Raw genomic sequence first — 14,968 nt, forward strand, 5'->3', positions numbered from 1 at the left:
CGCTCAGGGCAGCATGTGCCCGCCGGTGACGCCATAGGTCTCGCCGGTCACGAAACTCGCTTCCTGGCTCGCCAGCAGCACGTACACCGGCGCGCATTCCACCGGCTGTCCGGGGCGGCCAAGCGGCACGTTCTTGCCGAATTCCACCAGCTTGTCCTGCGGCTGGCCGCCGCTCGGTTGCAGTGGCGTCCACACGGGACCGGGCGCCACGGCGTTCACGCGGATACCTTTCTCCGCCGCCTGCTTCGCCAGCGACTTCGTGAACGCGACGATGGCCGCCTTGGTCGGGGCATAGTCGAGGAGGATGTCCGACGGCTCATAGGCCTGGATGGACGCGGTATTCACGATCGCCGCACCCGGCGGCATGTGCGGCATGGCCGCCTTGGTCAGCCAGAACAGCGCGAAGACGTTGGTGCGGAAGGTGGCCTCGAACGCTTCGGTATCCAGTTCCTCGATCGACTTCGCGAACTGCTGGCGACCGGCGACGTTGGCGAGGATGTCGAGTCCACCCAGTTCCTTCACCGCCTTCGCGACCAGCTCCTTGCAGAATGCCTCGTCCTTGAGGTCGCCGGGAACGCCGGCGACCTTGCAGCCTTCGCCCCTCAGCAAGGCGATGACCTCGTCGGCATCCTTCTGTTCCGAGGGGAGGTAGTTGATCACCACGTCCGCGCCCTCGCGCGCGAACGCGATCGCGGCGGCACGTCCGATGCCGGAATCGCCGCCGGTCACGAGCGCCTTGCGGCCACGCAGGCGGCCGTTGCCCCGATAGCTGGCTTCGCCATGGTCCGGCTTCGGCACCATGTCCTTTGCCAGGCCAGGCGCGGGCTGCGGCTGCTTGGCGAATGCAGGGCGGGGATACTGCGTGCGCGGATCGCGCATGGCGTAAGGGTCTTTGCGGGCGGCGTCGGCCATGGGGAAGGTTCTCGCATCGGGGGAGGGGCCTTCCTGTTTACGGAGCGGGACGTCCATGTCCCGTCCACGTCATGTCACGTCACGAGCCCATACCGATCATCTTCTTGCCCTGCTTCAGCACGGCGTCGCATACCTTGCGCGCGAGCTGGGCCTTCATGTCGCCGGCCCCGGCGCCGTCGGCACCGGAGATGTCCAGGGTCTTGCCGCTGCTGGATTTCAGGAGGCCCTTGGCGCCGTCCAGGTAGCCCGGATCCTTGGTGGCCGTTTCCCGCGACTTGCCGCCGAGGCTGCCGAGGAGCTGGTCTTTCACGCCCGCGGCGCCACTGTCGCCGCCAAGATAGTTGTTGCTCATGCAGTACTGGAGGATGCCCGCGGCGTTACCCGCCGTCCCGGAGGTGAGCGAACCGCTGCCGCCGCCCATGAGGCCCTTGAGGCTGTCGAGCTGTACGGCCGATGCGGGCGTGGCGGTCACGGACGCGGAGAGGGCGATACCGGCGAGGAAAGTCTTCATGACGTGGCTCCAGGGATTCGAGGTGGGGCAGGCATAAACCCTCGCGCGTTAGGGAGATGTAAGGGCGGCCGCGCGCTATCCTCGGGATAGTCATGCCCGGAGCAAAGGTCGTTCCCTTGCAAGCACGTTGCCTTCTCGCCAGCGCATGGCTGTGTGCCGCCCCGCTCGCCCACGCGACGGCCGCCGTTTCCTCTCTCCGCGTCGAGCGCAGCGATGCGCCCACCTATGTGGACGTGGCCGCGCCGCGTTTCTCGTGGATCGTCCACGACGATACCAACGGCACCGTGCAGAAGGGTTACCGTATCGTGGTGTCGCGCGGCGACCGTGTCGTCTGGGACAGCGGATTCGTCGACAGCGCCCGCTCTTTCGACATTCCGTACGGCGGTACCCCGCTGGCTGCCGGCGAGCGCTACGCGTGGCGGGTGGACGTGCGTACGTCCGACGGCGACGCCTCGTCCTCGTCGCGGTTCGCCACGGCACTCGACGAAGCAGGCTGGCACGGTGCCCGCTGGATCGGGAAGGGCGACGACACGCTTCCCGCGCCCTTGCTGCGCAAGACGTTCCGTGTCGACGGCGATGTCGAGAGCGCCATGCTCTACGTCGCCGCCGGGGGGTACGCCGATCTCTCGGTGGACGGTAAGCCGGTCAGCGACGCGGTGCTCTCGCCCGGCTTCACCGATTACGACAAGCGGGTGGAAGTCGTCGCGACCGAGGTGAAGCTCGGTGCCGGCGAACACATGCTCGGCGCCGAATTGGGGCGTGGTTTCTACGGCCTGACGAACCGGGACGTCTGGCATTGGGAGCGCGCGCCATGGCACGGCCGGCCGCGCATGCGCGCGTTGCTGCGCATCCGGTATGCGGACGGCCGCACGCAGGATGTCGTCAGCGACGCGAGCTGGCAGGTGGCGGACGGTCCCACGCGCCGGGACGACCTCTATGGCGGCGAGACCTACGACGCACGCCTCTCGCAACCCCGCGACTGGAAGGCGGCGGCCCAGCTTCCCGCGCCGCGCGGCACGCTGGTGGCGCAGATCGAGCAGCCGATCCGCGTCGTCGAAACGCTCGCCGCCACGGCGGTTACCGAACCGCGGCCGGGCACCTACGTGTTCGTGTTTCCGCGGGTGATCGCCGGCTGGGCGGATTTCGACGTGACCGGTCCGGCGGGGACCGCGATCGTCGCGCATTACGGAGAGAAACGGCTTCCCGACGGCACCGTCGATGCACGCGACGAACACCACTACTTCAAGGACGGCTTCCAGACCGACACCCTGATCCTCGCGGGCGGCCGGGTGCGCTGGCATCCGCGCTTCTCGTACAAGGGATTCCGTTACGTGCAGGTGGATGGCTGGCCGGGCGACAAGCCATCCGCCGACGCCGTGCGGGCGCAGGTGGTCCATACCGACGTCGCCGTCACCGGGCGCTTCGACAGCTCGAACGCGCTGCTCGACTGGATCCATCGCGCCGCCGTGGACACCATGCTCAACAACCTTTACGGCATTCCCACCGACACGCCGATGTACGAGAAGAACGGCTGGACGGGCGACGGCATGCTCGGTGCGGACATGTTCCTGCGCAACGTCGATGCCGGCCGGCTGTTCGCGAAATGGCTACGCGATATCGCCGATACGCGCCAGGCCGACGGTGCGCCCCTGCTGATCGCGCCGAATCCCGGCTGGGGCAAGGTACGGGCGCCGACCTGGCACTCGGCCTACGTGTTCATTCCCTGGTCGTTGTGGATGTTCACGGGCGACAGGCAGCCGATCGAGGAGCACATCGCCGGCATCGACCGTTACGTGGCGATGGAGGATGCCCGTTCGCCCGACGGTATCGCCGATACGGAGCTCGGGGACTGGGTGAGTCCCGAAACCGATCCGGGCGGCGAGAACGCACCGGAGGACAAGCGCATCGCGGCCACCGCCTACCTTTATGGCATGCAGCGCAGGACGGCCGACATGTGGCGCCTCATCGGGAACGACGCGCGCGCGGCATGGTTCGACCGGCGCGCCGGGGCGGTGCGGGACGCGTTCAATGCGCGCTTCCTCGATCGCGCGGCCGCCCGTTACCGCGGTGAAGGCGACCAGGGTTACCGGCAGGCGCACAACCTGCTGGCGCTGTCCTTCGGGCTGGTGCCGGACGACCTGGTCGCGAAGGTGGCCGCCGGTGTGGCGGCCGACGCGAAGGCCCGCGGCGACCATCTGGATACCGGCGCGCTGGCGACAAAGGTCATCCTGCCGGTGCTCACCGCCACCGGCCATGCCGGGGAGGCCTGGGCCATCGCCACGCAAACGACCTTCCCCAGCTGGGGCTTCTGGCGCGCCAACGGTGCCACCAGCCTGTGGGAGCACTGGAAGCTGGCATCGCGCTCGCGTGGCCACTACTTCCTTGGCACGATCGACGACTGGCTCTTCGAGGACGTCGCCGGCCTGCGTCCTCTGGCACCGGGCTGGCGGCGTTTCGAGGTGCGGCCAATGCTTACGGGGTTCCTCGATCGGGCTTCGGCGTCCGTCATGACGCCGTATGGCGAGGCCTCGGTGGCATGGCGCAAGGCAGCGGGTAAGGTGGAAGCCGAGGTCGCCGTACCCGTAGGAACCGAGGCCGTGGTCCGCCTGCCGGGCGCACCGTCCCGGACGCTGGGTCCCGGCCGGCACCGGATTTCCTCATCCCGCCAACCCAGTCCCAGGGCGGCGGGGGATTCGTAAAGTCTTGCCCGATCTTGCCGTTACAGCCTCACGGGGGATAACACCGAGGGTGATGGCGATGTCGGCGGTAATGAACTGGTTTGGGCGCACGCGGCTCAATACGCGCGTGTGGATGGTGATGACGGTGGTCGTGCTGGGCCTGGTGGCGCAGACGGTCATGTCGGGCATCGAAAGCCGACGCGTGCAGATGGACAGGCTGGAAGAGACGCTCGCGCAGCATGTGACGGCGGCCGCGGCCGTCGCCGAAAGCTTTCGCGTGCGCGCGGAGAATGGCGAGATGAGCGTCGAGCAGGCGAAGGTCGAGGCGTTCCGGGACATCGAGGCGATGCGCTGGGCCGACGGCTCGGGTTATGTGTTCGCCTTCGATTCGTCGCTGAAGATGCGCATGCATCCGCTGCGTCGCGTCGACATCGGCAAGGACATCCGCAACGATGTCGATGGCAAGGGCTTCCATCACTACGAAGCGATGCAGGCCGTCGATCGCAAGGACGGCCACGGCATGACCCGCTATACGCAGATCATGCCCAAGACGAAAGAGCTGCGCGACAAGATCAGCTACTCGACCTGGTACAAGCCCTGGGACATTCACTTCGTCTCCGGCGCGTATTTCAACGACATCGACGCCAACTTCGCTGCACAGTTGGAAAGCAACCTCGTAAAGTCGGGCATCATCGCTTTGCTGGCGCTCTTCATCGTGTGGTTCTCGATGAGCAGCATCCGCGCGACCGTCGGCGGCGAACCGCGCGATGCCGTGGATATCGCCGGCCGCATCGCCGGTGGCGATCTCCGTGACGACGCCTCCGCGGACTATGCGCCGCAGAGCCTGCTGGGCGCGCTCGAGCGCATGCGCGGCACGCTCGCCTCGATCGTCGTGGAAGTGCAGGAAGGCGCGCACGTCGTCTCCACGACCTCCGGCGAGATCGCTCGCGGGAACGACGATCTTTCGCATCGTACGCAGGAGCAGGCATCGAGCCTGGAAGAGACCGCGGCGTCGATGGAAGAAATGACCGCGACGGTCCGCCAGAATGCCGACAACGCCCTGGCTGCCGACAGGCTGTCGCGCCATGCGCGCGGCGAGGCGGAGAAGGGCGGATCGGTGGTTGCCCAGGCGATGGGCGCCATGCAGCAGATCGGCGATTCCAGCCGGCGCATCGGCGACATCGTCGGCCTCATCGACGACATCGCCTTCCAGACCAACCTGCTGGCGCTCAACGCGGCGGTGGAAGCGGCGCGCGCCGGTGAGCAGGGCCGCGGCTTCGCGGTCGTGGCCGCGGAAGTGCGCCGCCTGGCGCAGTCGAGCGCCGCGGCGTCGCGCGAGATCAAGGGGCTCATCGCCGAGAGCAGCGAGCGCGTCGAGGCAGGTACCGCGCTGGTGGAGCAGTCGTCGCTGGCATTGCGCGACATCGTCGACAGCGTGAAGAAGGTGACCGACATCGTCGCGGAAATCGCCGCGGCGAGCGCCGAGCAGTCGTCCGGCGTCGACCAGGTGAACCTTGCCATCGCGCAGATCGACCAGGTGACGCAGGAAAACGCCGCGCTGGTGGAGGAAGCCGCCGCCGCCGCGAAGTCGATGCAGGACCAGGCGAAGTCGCTGCGCGAGCAGGTGGCGTTCTTCACCGTCGACGACCATGGCAAGGCACCCGCCGCCGCGGATCGCACCGCGCACGACCTGAAGTTCGGCCAGCAGTCCGTCGTCGGAGCCGAATCGGCATGGGCCGAATTCGCCTGATGTCTTTACTGTAGGAGCCGCTACAGCGGCGAGGGAACGTGCCTCGCCGCTTCGTCGCTTCGTTGGCCTTTCGCCGCTATGGCGGCTCCTGCGGACTCAGCGAGTGGCCAGCCGCTTCGGATCCGGCAGCAACGCCGCCAGCAAGCCGATCGCCGGAAGGAATGCGCAGATGCGGTATACGGCCTCGATGCCGATGTGGTCGGCCAGCTCGCCGAGCACCGCGGCCCCGAGGCCGCCCATGCCGAACGAAAAGCCGAAGAACAACCCGGAGATCATCCCGACCTTCCCCGGTACCAGTTCCTGCGCGAAGACCACGATCGCGGGGAACGCCGAGGCCAGGATCAATCCGATGACGATCGCGAGCGGCGCCGTCCAGAACAGGTTCGCGTGCGGGAGCAGCAGCGTGAACGGCAGCGCGCCCAGGATCGAGAACCAGATGACGTGCTTGCGGCCGAAGCGGTCGCCCAACGGTCCGCCGAGGATGGTGCCGACCGCCACCGCGCCGAGGAAGGCAAAGAGGTAGTACTGCGCGCTCTCCACCGATACGCCGAAGCGGTGGATCAGGTAGAAGGTGAAGTAGCTCGTGAGACTGGCGAGGTAGACGTACTTCGAGAAGATCAGTGCGAGCAGCACCGCGATGCCGCGACGCGCCTCGGCACTCGCCGGTACGGCGTCGTGGTGGATACCGGCGCCGGTCTTAAGGCGCGGCAGGCCGTGATGGCGGTACCACTGGCTGACATTCCACAACACCGCGCACGAAAGCAGCGCCAGCAGCGCGAAGAACGCCAGGCTCGACTGGCCCCAGCGGACGACGACGAGGGCGGCGGCAAGAGGACCGAGCGCCTGGCCGGCATTGCCGCCCACCTGGAACAGCGACTGCGCGAGACCGTGCCGACCGCCCGAGGCCATGCGCGCCACGCGCGAGGATTCGGGATGGAACACCGACGAGCCCATGCCGAGCAGGGCGGCGCCGACCAGCAGGACCGGATACGCATGCGCCTCCGAGAGCACGAGCAGGCCCGCGAGGGAAAACAGCGTGCCGGCGGGCAAGGCCAGCGGCGTCGGTCGGCGATCCGCGTACAGGCCCACGAGGGGTTGCAGGATCGACGCCGTGATCTGGTAGGTGAGGGTGATGAGACCGATCTGGCCGAAGTCGAGCTGGAAGTCCGTTTTCAGGCCCGGATAGATCGCCGGGAGCAGCGACTGCATCATGTCGTTGAGGAGGTGGCAGAAGCTGATCGCGAAGATCACGCCGAAGACGGTCGTGTCCGCGCGCCGACTGTCCAGCGCCGCGTCGACGGGGGCTTGCATGGGCGTTTCCTGGGTGTGGGGAAGCGATATGAGAGCACGAGGCGAGCCGCGGGACTACTGCCCGGCCTTGCCCATCGCCGTGGAATCGCCGGCCAGGCCGGTGCCGGCAGTCAGTTTCTCAAGGCCTGTGTTCGTCGTCGGTCCGGTGACACCCGTCCCGGATGATGCATTCCACGATCTCGGCCGGCGGCGGCCCGACGTCCACCCTCAGTGCTTCTTCCGCCGCCGGCTCCTCCAGCGTCTCCAGCTGGCTGTCCAGGAGCTTCGGATCGAAGAAATGCCCCGCGCGGCGACCGAGCCGTTCGGACAGCAGTTCACGCGTGCCGCGCAGGTAGACGAAGCGCACATCCTCATGCCCCGACCGCAGGAAATCGCGATAGCGTCGCTTGAGCGCGGAACAGGCGAGCACCAGCGATTCGCCGGACGCGCGGTACCTGTCCATCTCGGCCACGATGGCCTCCAGCCAGGGACGACGATCGTCGTCGTCAAGCGGCAGGCCGCGGGCCATCTTCGCGAGGTTCGCCGGCGGGTGCAGGTCGTCGCCATCCAGGAAGGCCTGACCCAGCCGCGTGGCGAGCGCCTCGCCGATGCGACTCTTTCCGCTGCCGGAGACGCCCATGAGGATCGTGATCATGGCACCGAGCTTAGCCGCGGCACAGTCGCTAGGGAACCGTGAACGGCATCGATTACCATCGTCGTTCGCCACCACCGAGGAAGCGGCATCCCCATGGAAACGATCGACCTGCGCAGCGACACGGTAACCCGGCCCACCGATGCCATGCGCGAAGCCATGCTCCGTGCGCCGGTTGGCGACGACGTGTATGGCGAAGACCCCACGGTCAACGCCTTGCAGGATCGCCTGGCCGCGGACCTGGGTTTCGCCGCCGGTTTGTTCGTGCCCACGGGCACGCAAAGCAACCTGCTGGCGCTCATGAGCCACTGCGAGCGCGGCGACGAATACATCGTGGGCGCCGACGCGCATACTTATCGCTTCGAAGGCGGCGGCGCGGCCGTGCTGGGCTCGATCCAGCCGCAGCCGATCGTGCAGGATGCCGACGGCACGCTTCCGCTGGACAAGGTGGAGGCGTCGATCAAGCCGGTGGACCCGCATTTCGCGCGTACGCGGCTACTGACGCTGGAAAACACGTGGCATGGTCGCCCGCTGCCGTTCGAATACCTGGGGAAGGCGCGCGACCTCGCGACCCGTCGCGGTCTCGGGTTCCACCTCGACGGTGCCCGTCTCTATAACGCGGCGGTGGCGTACGGGCGTCCGGCCCGGGACGTGGCGGCGCCGTTCGACAGCGTATCGGTATGCCTGTCCAAGGGGCTGGGCGCGCCGGTCGGTTCCGTGCTGCTGGGCGACGCCGCGCTGATCGAGCGCGCGCGGCGCTGGCGCAAGGTAGCCGGCGGCGGCTGGCGCCAGGCCGGGATGCTCGCCGCGGCGGCGATGCATGCTCTGGATCATCACGTGGAACGCCTTGCCGACGATCACGCGCGTGCCGCGCGCCTCGCGGACGGCCTGCGCAGGGTCGAGGGGCTGGAGGTCAAGGGCTGCCATACGAACATGGTCTTCGTGGACGTGCCGGCGGCGCGCCTCAAGGATCTCGCCACGCACATGGACACGCACGGCGTGAAGCTCAGTATCGGTTACCTGCCGTCGATCCGCATGGTGACCCATCTGGATGTGGACGATGAAGGGATCGAAAGGACCATCGCCGCGTTCGCATCGTTCGCCTGCTAAAGCGATGTGGGAGCCGCTATAGCGGCGAGAAGCCAACGAGGCGATGAAGCGGCGAGGCAGGTGCCCTCGCCGCTATAGCGGCTCCTACGGGGTGGCGCGCGGCGCCATCAGCTTGCGCTGCAGGGAGTAGAGGATCGCCGCATCCGTCGTGTCGAGGGGCGCGTCGTTTTCCATCGCGCGGTAGTGGCGATGGAACGCCGCGATGGCCGCACGCGGATCGGACACGTCGTAGCCGACGAGGCGCATGGCCGCGAGGCTGTCGAAACCGGGCGGGGCGGGGATCAGGACGGCATCCGGCCAGAGGCCGAAACCATGGCTGGCCAGTGTGGCCCAGGGAAACAGTGCGCTGGGATCGTTCTTGCGGCCCGGGGCGATGTCGCCGTGACCGACCACGGCCTCGCGAGGAATGCCCAGGCGCGAGGTGAGATCCGCGAGCAGCGTCACCAGGGACTGGATCTGTGGCTGGCTGAAGGGCGATTCGCCGTCGTTGTCGATCTCGATGCCGATGGACGACGAGTTGAGATCGGTCATGCCACCCCAGCTGGACGCGCCGGCGTGCCACGCGCGATCGCCGTCGTCCACCAACTGGTCGATGCGGCCGTCGGCTTCCACGAGATAGTGGGCGCTGACCTGGCCTTCGCTGTTGTGCGTGCTGAGGACGCGCAGCGATTCCTTCGCGTCGCCGATCGAGGTGTGGTGAAGCACGATGATCTGGGCCTTGCGCGCGTTGTAGTTCGGCGAAGGCGTCCAGTGCGCGAGAGGGCTGCGCTGCGGCGGAACGCGCGGCGTGGCGCAGCCGGCGAGGGCGGACAGCGCCACCACGGCGGCCGCGACGCCCAGGCGGCGCACGACGGCGAGGGGCCGCGTCATTCGACGCGGAAGTCGCTGCTGGTGATGACCCAGGCGATCTCGGCGCCCACCTCGCCGCTGTCCTCGCGCGAGGCCACCACGATCTGGAGGTCGACGCAGTCGTGGCCTTCGGAAAGCCACTCGGTTTTCTCGAGGGCCATGCCGCCGCGCCCCAGGTCGTTGCGCAGCGTGTGGATGTCGGTGGCGAGAAGCTCGATGCCTTCGTGGATGAGGCTCCCGCCGAGGACCTCGATGTCGCAGAGCTTGTCGTCGAGGAAACGCAGGCGTAGCCAATCGCCCCCCTCGGCGTCGGTGTATTCGTCCTCGTCGTCCCACATGGAGTCGCCACCGGGCTTCTCGTTCCGGAGGGCCTGGCGCAGCTTCGTGCGCGGCATGCCGAAGAAGATGTCGATATCGTCGCGACGAATGCCGCGACCGGGGATCAGCTCGCAATGTTCCATGGCGTACCTCGTCAGATGGCGCGGGAGACCCGCCCATGAAGCATGCGGGTTGGGGGATGCGACGGAACAGCCGTTTCCGTCCACGTCGGGTCAGGGTTTATGGTCACGGCCAAGGTAGTCCTCGCTCTGCATTTCGATGAGACGCGATTCGGTGCGGCCGAACTCCGCGCGGACCTTGTTGCCGTCGTACAGCTCGGTGATCGGCGCGGCCGCCGACAATACCAGCTTCACGTTCCGGTCGTAGAACTCGTCGACGAGGAGGACGAAGCGTTTCGCCTCGTTTTCGGTGTAGACGGTGAACTGCGGCACGTTGGACATGATCACCATCGGATAGGCCTTCGCCAGCTCGATGTAATCCGCGACGGCGCGTGGACCCTCGCACAGCGCGGCGAAGTCGAACCACACGATGTTGTCGGCGCGCTTGCGCAAGGTCACGTCCCGGCCCTGCACGTGGATGCTGCCGTTCTCGACGACGGGGCCCTGGGCCTGGTCCGCGAAGATCCGGGCGAGCGAGCGTTCCGCTTCCGCGCCCGGCGGCACCAGGTAGACGGGTGCCTGGCTGAGCGCGCGCAGGCGCCAGTCGCGCGGCGAGACCATCTCGTGGACCACGCAGTGCTTCTCGATGGCCGCGATGGCCGGGAGGAAGCGCGCCCGCTGCAGACCTTCCTTGTAGAGGCCTCCAGGGGGCGTGTTCGAGGTCGTCACGAGGCTGACTCCTCGCGAGAACAGCCCTTCGAGCAGGCCGGCGAGGATCATGGCGTCGCCGATGTCGGAGACGAGGAATTCGTCGAGGCAGAGCACGCGGCATTTCGCGGCGAGTCGCTCGGCCACTTCGTCGAGCGGGCTCTGCCGGTCGCCGAGTTCGCGCAGCGTCGCGTGCACTTCGAGCATGAAACGGTGGAAATGCCGGCGCAGGGCGAGGCCGGGGGACAGGCTCGAGACGAAGAGGTCCATGAGGAACGTCTTGCCGCGTCCGACGCTGCCCCAGAGGTACAGTCCCGGCACGCTCCGGCGCGGCTCGTTGCCGAGCATGTTGCGCAGGCGGCCGAAGAGGCCGCCGTTGCCCGGGTCGGGCGCGCACAGCGCGGCATGCAGGCGGTCGAATTCCACGATCACCGGCAGCTGGGCCGGGTCGGATTCCCAGCGGTGGCCCGCGATGCCGTCCCGGTAACGTTCCCCGGGCGTCGCTTCCATGCAGGTCATGCCTTTCGCAGCCCCGGCAGCCAGTCCTTCACGGCGTTCTTGATCACGCCACGCAGGTCCATGAGGCGGCGATGGAAGAAATGACTGGTCTCTTCCATCCTCACCAGATGGGGGCGGTTCGTTTCGGGCAGGCTGTCCACCCAGTCGTACACGGCCTGCGGCTCCACGATCTCGTCGGCGTCGCCCATGACCACAAGCCATTGGCACGAGGGGAGTTCCACCTGGGAGAAATCCCAGCCGCGTCCCGCCGCGGGCGGCGCGATGCTCACCAGCGCGTCCGCTCCGAGTTTCGCCGCATTGCGCAGGGTCACGTAGCTGCCGAAGGAGAATCCCGCCAGCCACAGGGCGGCGCCCGGCCGGACCCTGCGCACCCACGCGACGACGGCGGCGAGGTCGTCGCTTTCACCCTGGCCGCTGTCGAAGTCGCCTTCGGACCGGCCCACGCCCCGGAAGTTGAAGATGACGGTGTCCAGGCCCGACTCGCGCAGCGCGCGCTCGACCATGGTCACCACCTTGTTATGCATGGTGCCGCCCTCGGTGGAAAGCGGATGGCAGATCACGGCCACGCCGTCGCGTGCGACATCGGCGGATGCGGCCTTGCTCTCGCATTCCAGCTTGCCCACGGGGCCGGCGAGCGCGAAGCTCATGGTATCGGCCGGAAACTGATCCGGCGCTGCAGGTAGAAGATCGCTCATGTCCGCCATGATACCCGCTGCCCGCCACCCTCGCGGCGAGGCCATGCGATGAACGTGCTGGCGCACGCCCTCCTGGCGGGGAACGACGCGGCGCTCCGGCTCGGCGGAGCAATGGGCGATTTCGTCCACGGCACGCCGGATCCGTCGCTTCCCGAGCGGGTCCGCGAGGGCATCTACCTCCATCGCGCCATCGACACCTTCACCGACAGCCATCCGGAGGTGCGCGCGGCGCGCGAACGCATGCCGCCGCCGTTCCGCCGTTACGCGGGCATCCTGCTGGACGTGTGGTTCGACCACCTGCTGGCTCGCGACTTCGCGGCATGGAGCGAAACGCCGCTGGAGGAATTTTCCGCGGGCATCCGCGCGGAGCTGCATGCCGCCGAAGGCCTCCTGCCGGATGGGCTGAAGCGTTTCCTTGCCTACATGGACCGGCACGGCCTGCCGGCTGGCTACGTGCACATCGAGCGCGTGGCCGGCGCCTTTGCCGGCATCTCGAAGCGCCTGTCGCGAGCCAATCCGGTGGCCGACGGCGTCGAGGTGCTCCAGGCGCAGTCCGGCTCGCTCGAAAGAACTTTCGCCGCGTTCTTCCCGGACTTGCAGGCGTTCGCGGAAGAACGGATCGCCCGGCGCCCTCGATAACCCTACTCCCGAATGGCCCTCGCCCCTGCGAAGGCTTTCGGAACAAAAAAGCCGCGATCGCTCGCGGCTTTTTCCGTCATCGGGACCGGACCTTACTTCGCCTGGTCGGCCATCCACTTCACCGTATTGGTGACCTGCTCGTCGGTGAGGGCCGGATTGCCGCCCCTCGCCGGCATGTGGTTGCCGTCCGGACCGGTGTAGCCCTCGATCGCATGCTTGGCGAGCGTGGCGAAGCCCTGGGCGATACGCGCGGCCCACGCACCCTTGTCGCCCAGCTTGGGCGCACCGGCCACGCCGGCGGTATGGCAGCTATGGCAGAGGTTGTCGTAGATGGTCTTGCCGTCGGTGCTGCCGCCATAGGCGACCTGCGAGGCGGCTGCCTTGGCCGCGGCTTCCTGGGCGGCCAGCATCGCGGCGCGGCCCGTGTCGCCGGCGTAGACGCCGCCGACGGGGGCGATCCGGGCCTCGGTGCGCTTCGCTACCGCCGGATCCCGCTCTTTCGGGATGTTGCTATAGATGGCATACGCGATGACCATCAGGACGAGGGCCAGGACACTGAGGCCCGCGGTCAGCCACGAGAACTGACGCATGAAGTTCTGGTCGGACTTGCTCGGAGAACCGCTCACGCATTGACTCCACTGATTTTGGGTGTGCCGTCCCCCTCCCCGGGATCCGGCGTGCCTGCCGGCCGCTACGCGGCGTCGAACCCAGCGAGTATAGCGGAACCTCCGCGCGAGTCAGCGGTCCCGGTTTCGGCGGCCGTGGGGGGAAGTATCCGGGGACATGTCGTCAGTCATGCCATACCCCTGTCAACCGGCATTGTTCAATCCCGTTCCCGTACACCTATATTGGCGCCGTCTATCGTTAACCTTTTGGGGGTATAAACCCCCGTGGCGCAGGGCGCATCGGACGGAACTGTGAGGCCGTCCGGCTATTCATCTGGGAGTGTTGCATGTCGCGTTTTTGGAAGATCGCGCTGGCGGTCATCGTGGTTCTGGTGATAGCGGGCATTATTGTCGTTCCCCGCCTGGGCCACCACGCTGGCGCCGCCAATGCTCAGGGCAAGCCCAATGGCGAAGGCCAGGGCGAGCAGCCGCCGGTGCCCGTGACCGTCGTTCCGGTCGTGTCCCAGGACGTGCCGGTCTATCTCGTCGCCACCGGCACCGCCCAGGCGCGTAACTCCGTGGTCGTGCGCCCGCAGGTGGGCGGGCAGCTGATGAAGCTCAACTTCCAGGAAGGCCAGGAAGTGAAGGCCGGCGACGTGATCGCGGAAATCGACCCGCGTACCATCCAGTCGCAGTACGACCAGGCCGTGGCGAAGCTGCGCCAGGACCAGGCCGCGGCGGCCACCGCGAAGAACAACCTCGAGCGTTCGCAGAACCTCGTCAGCAAGGGCGGCCAGCAGTACGTCTCCAAGCAGGACCTGGACAACCTGAAGAACACGCTCGACCAGGCCAGCGCCACCGTGGTCGCCGACCAGGCCTCCATCCGGGCCTCGCAGGTGCAGCTGGGCTTCACCAAGGTGGTGGCGCCCATCGACGGCCTCGCCGGCATCCGCGCCGTGGACGTGGGCAACATCGTCTCGACGACCGATTCGATCGTGACCCTCACCGAAGTGCATCCGATCTACGTGTCCTTCAACCTGCCCGAGAAGAACCTCGACCTCGTCCGCAGCGCCATGCGCGCGGACCCGGCCACGCCGCTGCAGGTCGACGCGCTCGATCGCGTGGATGCCCACGTGATGGCTACCGGCAAGCTGGACGTGATCGACAACGCCATCGACACCACCACGGGCACGTTCCGCCTGCGCGCGCTGTTCGACAACCAGAAGACCGAGCTCTGGCCGGGCCAGTTCGTGAACGCCCGCGTGAGGGTCCGCACGGTGAAGGGTGGCCTCGTGGTGCCCGCGCAGGCGGTGCAGCGCGGCCCCGAGGGCGATTACGTGTACCTCGTGCAGGGCGACAACACGGTCAAGATGCAGGCCGTGGAAACCGCCAGCGAAGTCGGCGACAGCCACGTGCTGCTCAGCAAGGGCGTGAAGCTGGGCGAGAAGGTGGTGACCGAGGGCCAGTTCCGTCTCAAGCCGGGCTCGAAGGTGCAGCCTCTGGCGCCTGGCCAGGTGCCTGCCGCGCCGACGGCCGACGAACTGCAGAAGGCCGCCGCCAAGAAGGGCCAAGGCCGCCGCCGCGGCGGCTGATAGCGTGCGGCGCGCCCACGA

The 14,968-nt window shown here is 67.7% G+C and carries 14 protein-coding genes; 5 read left to right on the plus strand and 9 right to left on the minus strand.

From position 1 onward, the window contains the following. Positions 1–3: 3 nt before the first annotated feature. The gene (locus tag HBF32_RS17950) at positions 4–912 is read right to left on the minus strand and encodes an SDR family oxidoreductase (RefSeq protein WP_166701179.1); all 909 of its coding nucleotides are present in this window, start codon (positions 910–912) and stop codon (positions 4–6) included. 79 nt (positions 913–991) lie between these two features. Next, entirely contained in the window at positions 992–1,423 is a 432-nt protein-coding gene (locus tag HBF32_RS17955; RefSeq protein WP_166701180.1) for a DUF2501 domain-containing protein, read from the minus strand. A 92-nt stretch (positions 1,424–1,515) separates the two neighbouring features. Here HBF32_RS17955 and HBF32_RS17960 point away from each other — a divergent pair, with 92 nt between their 5' ends. Both HBF32_RS17960 and HBF32_RS17965 read left to right on the plus strand, forming a co-directional pair. After that, positions 1,516–4,122 carry an alpha-L-rhamnosidase gene (locus tag HBF32_RS17960; protein ID WP_166701181.1) on the plus strand — a complete coding sequence of 869 codons (2,607 nt, stop codon included), beginning with the start codon at positions 1,516–1,518 and terminating at the stop codon, positions 4,120–4,122. Between the two features lie 58 nt (positions 4,123–4,180). Then, positions 4,181–5,851 carry a methyl-accepting chemotaxis protein gene (locus HBF32_RS17965; protein WP_193570549.1) on the plus strand — a complete coding sequence of 557 codons (1,671 nt, stop codon included), beginning with the start codon at positions 4,181–4,183 and terminating at the stop codon, positions 5,849–5,851. 96 nt (positions 5,852–5,947) lie between these two features. Here HBF32_RS17965 and HBF32_RS17970 read toward each other — a convergent pair whose 3' ends face one another. Together HBF32_RS17970 and HBF32_RS17975 are read right to left on the minus strand one after the other, a co-directional pair. Then, a complete protein-coding gene (locus tag HBF32_RS17970; RefSeq protein WP_166701182.1) occupies positions 5,948–7,162 on the minus strand; it encodes an MFS transporter in 1,215 nt (404 codons plus the stop codon). A gap of 118 nt (positions 7,163–7,280) precedes the next feature. Next, a complete protein-coding gene (locus HBF32_RS17975) occupies positions 7,281–7,796 on the minus strand; it encodes a gluconokinase (protein WP_166701183.1) in 516 nt (171 codons plus the stop codon). Positions 7,797–7,889: 93 nt separating this feature from the next. Here HBF32_RS17975 and ltaE point away from each other — a divergent pair, with 93 nt between their 5' ends. Then, positions 7,890–8,903: a low-specificity L-threonine aldolase gene (gene ltaE / locus HBF32_RS17980; RefSeq protein ID WP_166701184.1), complete on the plus strand. Its 1,014-nt coding sequence runs from the start codon at positions 7,890–7,892 to the stop codon at positions 8,901–8,903. 84 nt (positions 8,904–8,987) lie between these two features. On the opposite strand, the gene HBF32_RS17985 is transcribed toward ltaE, so the two are convergent. The 4 genes from HBF32_RS17985 to HBF32_RS18000 form a co-directional block, all read right to left on the minus strand. Next, positions 8,988–9,773, minus strand: a complete 786-nt coding sequence (locus HBF32_RS17985) for an N-acetylmuramoyl-L-alanine amidase (RefSeq protein ID WP_166701185.1) — start codon at positions 9,771–9,773, stop codon at positions 8,988–8,990. Next, positions 9,770–10,213 (minus strand): hypothetical protein, encoded by a 444-nt coding sequence (locus tag HBF32_RS17990; protein WP_166701186.1) that lies wholly within the window; start codon positions 10,211–10,213, stop codon positions 9,770–9,772. The genes HBF32_RS17985 and HBF32_RS17990 overlap by 4 nt, the downstream gene beginning before the upstream one ends. 90 nt (positions 10,214–10,303) lie before the next feature. Next, positions 10,304–11,407 (minus strand): cell division protein ZapE, encoded by a 1,104-nt coding sequence (gene zapE / locus HBF32_RS17995; protein ID WP_240148056.1) that lies wholly within the window; start codon positions 11,405–11,407, stop codon positions 10,304–10,306. Between the two features lie 5 nt (positions 11,408–11,412). Then, positions 11,413–12,063: an alpha/beta hydrolase gene (locus HBF32_RS18000; protein ID WP_425482254.1), complete on the minus strand. Its 651-nt coding sequence runs from the start codon at positions 12,061–12,063 to the stop codon at positions 11,413–11,415. Positions 12,064–12,159: 96 nt separating this feature from the next. Between HBF32_RS18000 and HBF32_RS18005 the strand changes: the two genes are divergently transcribed. Further along, entirely contained in the window at positions 12,160–12,750 is a 591-nt protein-coding gene (locus HBF32_RS18005) for an acyl carrier protein phosphodiesterase (protein WP_166701189.1), read from the plus strand. 92 nt (positions 12,751–12,842) lie between these two features. Here the strand turns inward: HBF32_RS18005 and HBF32_RS18010 are convergent, their stop codons facing one another. Further along, positions 12,843–13,340 (minus strand): c-type cytochrome, encoded by a 498-nt coding sequence (locus tag HBF32_RS18010; protein ID WP_166701297.1) that lies wholly within the window; start codon positions 13,338–13,340, stop codon positions 12,843–12,845. A gap of 362 nt (positions 13,341–13,702) precedes the next feature. Between HBF32_RS18010 and HBF32_RS18015 the strand changes: the two genes are divergently transcribed. Then, positions 13,703–14,947, plus strand: a complete 1,245-nt coding sequence (locus HBF32_RS18015) for an efflux RND transporter periplasmic adaptor subunit (RefSeq protein ID WP_166701190.1) — start codon at positions 13,703–13,705, stop codon at positions 14,945–14,947. The last annotated feature ends 21 nt before the right edge of the window (positions 14,948–14,968 follow it).

The sequence above is a fragment of the Luteibacter yeojuensis genome, assembly GCF_011742875.1.
GTDB classification, from domain to species: domain Bacteria; phylum Pseudomonadota; class Gammaproteobacteria; order Xanthomonadales; family Rhodanobacteraceae; genus Luteibacter; species Luteibacter yeojuensis.

What these genes read in the sequence shown, in the direction of transcription:
- HBF32_RS17970 (WP_166701182.1), bottom strand. Translation starts at nt 7,162, where the DNA reads ATGCAAGCCCCCGTCGACGCGGCGCTGGACAGTCGGCGCGCGGACACG.
- HBF32_RS18015 (WP_166701190.1), top strand. Translation starts at nt 13,703, where the DNA reads ATGTCGCGTTTTTGGAAGATCGCGCTGGCGGTCATCGTGGTTCTGGTG.
- ltaE (WP_166701184.1), top strand. Translation starts at nt 7,890, where the DNA reads ATGGAAACGATCGACCTGCGCAGCGACACGGTAACCCGGCCCACCGAT.
- HBF32_RS18005 (WP_166701189.1), top strand. Translation starts at nt 12,160, where the DNA reads ATGAACGTGCTGGCGCACGCCCTCCTGGCGGGGAACGACGCGGCGCTC.
- HBF32_RS17965 (WP_193570549.1), top strand. Translation starts at nt 4,181, where the DNA reads ATGTCGGCGGTAATGAACTGGTTTGGGCGCACGCGGCTCAATACGCGC.
- HBF32_RS17990 (WP_166701186.1), bottom strand. Translation starts at nt 10,213, where the DNA reads ATGGAACATTGCGAGCTGATCCCCGGTCGCGGCATTCGTCGCGACGAT.
- HBF32_RS18010 (WP_166701297.1), bottom strand. Translation starts at nt 13,340, where the DNA reads ATGCGTCAGTTCTCGTGGCTGACCGCGGGCCTCAGTGTCCTGGCCCTC.
- HBF32_RS17950 (WP_166701179.1), bottom strand. Translation starts at nt 912, where the DNA reads ATGGCCGACGCCGCCCGCAAAGACCCTTACGCCATGCGCGATCCGCGC.
- HBF32_RS18000 (WP_425482254.1), bottom strand. Translation starts at nt 12,063, where the DNA reads ATGAGCTTCGCGCTCGCCGGCCCCGTGGGCAAGCTGGAATGCGAGAGC.
- HBF32_RS17960 (WP_166701181.1), top strand. Translation starts at nt 1,516, where the DNA reads ATGCCCGGAGCAAAGGTCGTTCCCTTGCAAGCACGTTGCCTTCTCGCC.
- HBF32_RS17985 (WP_166701185.1), bottom strand. Translation starts at nt 9,773, where the DNA reads ATGACGCGGCCCCTCGCCGTCGTGCGCCGCCTGGGCGTCGCGGCCGCC.
- zapE (WP_240148056.1), bottom strand. Translation starts at nt 11,407, where the DNA reads ATGGAAGCGACGCCCGGGGAACGTTACCGGGACGGCATCGCGGGCCAC.
- HBF32_RS17955 (WP_166701180.1), bottom strand. Translation starts at nt 1,423, where the DNA reads ATGAAGACTTTCCTCGCCGGTATCGCCCTCTCCGCGTCCGTGACCGCC.
- HBF32_RS17975 (WP_166701183.1), bottom strand. Translation starts at nt 7,796, where the DNA reads ATGATCACGATCCTCATGGGCGTCTCCGGCAGCGGAAAGAGTCGCATC.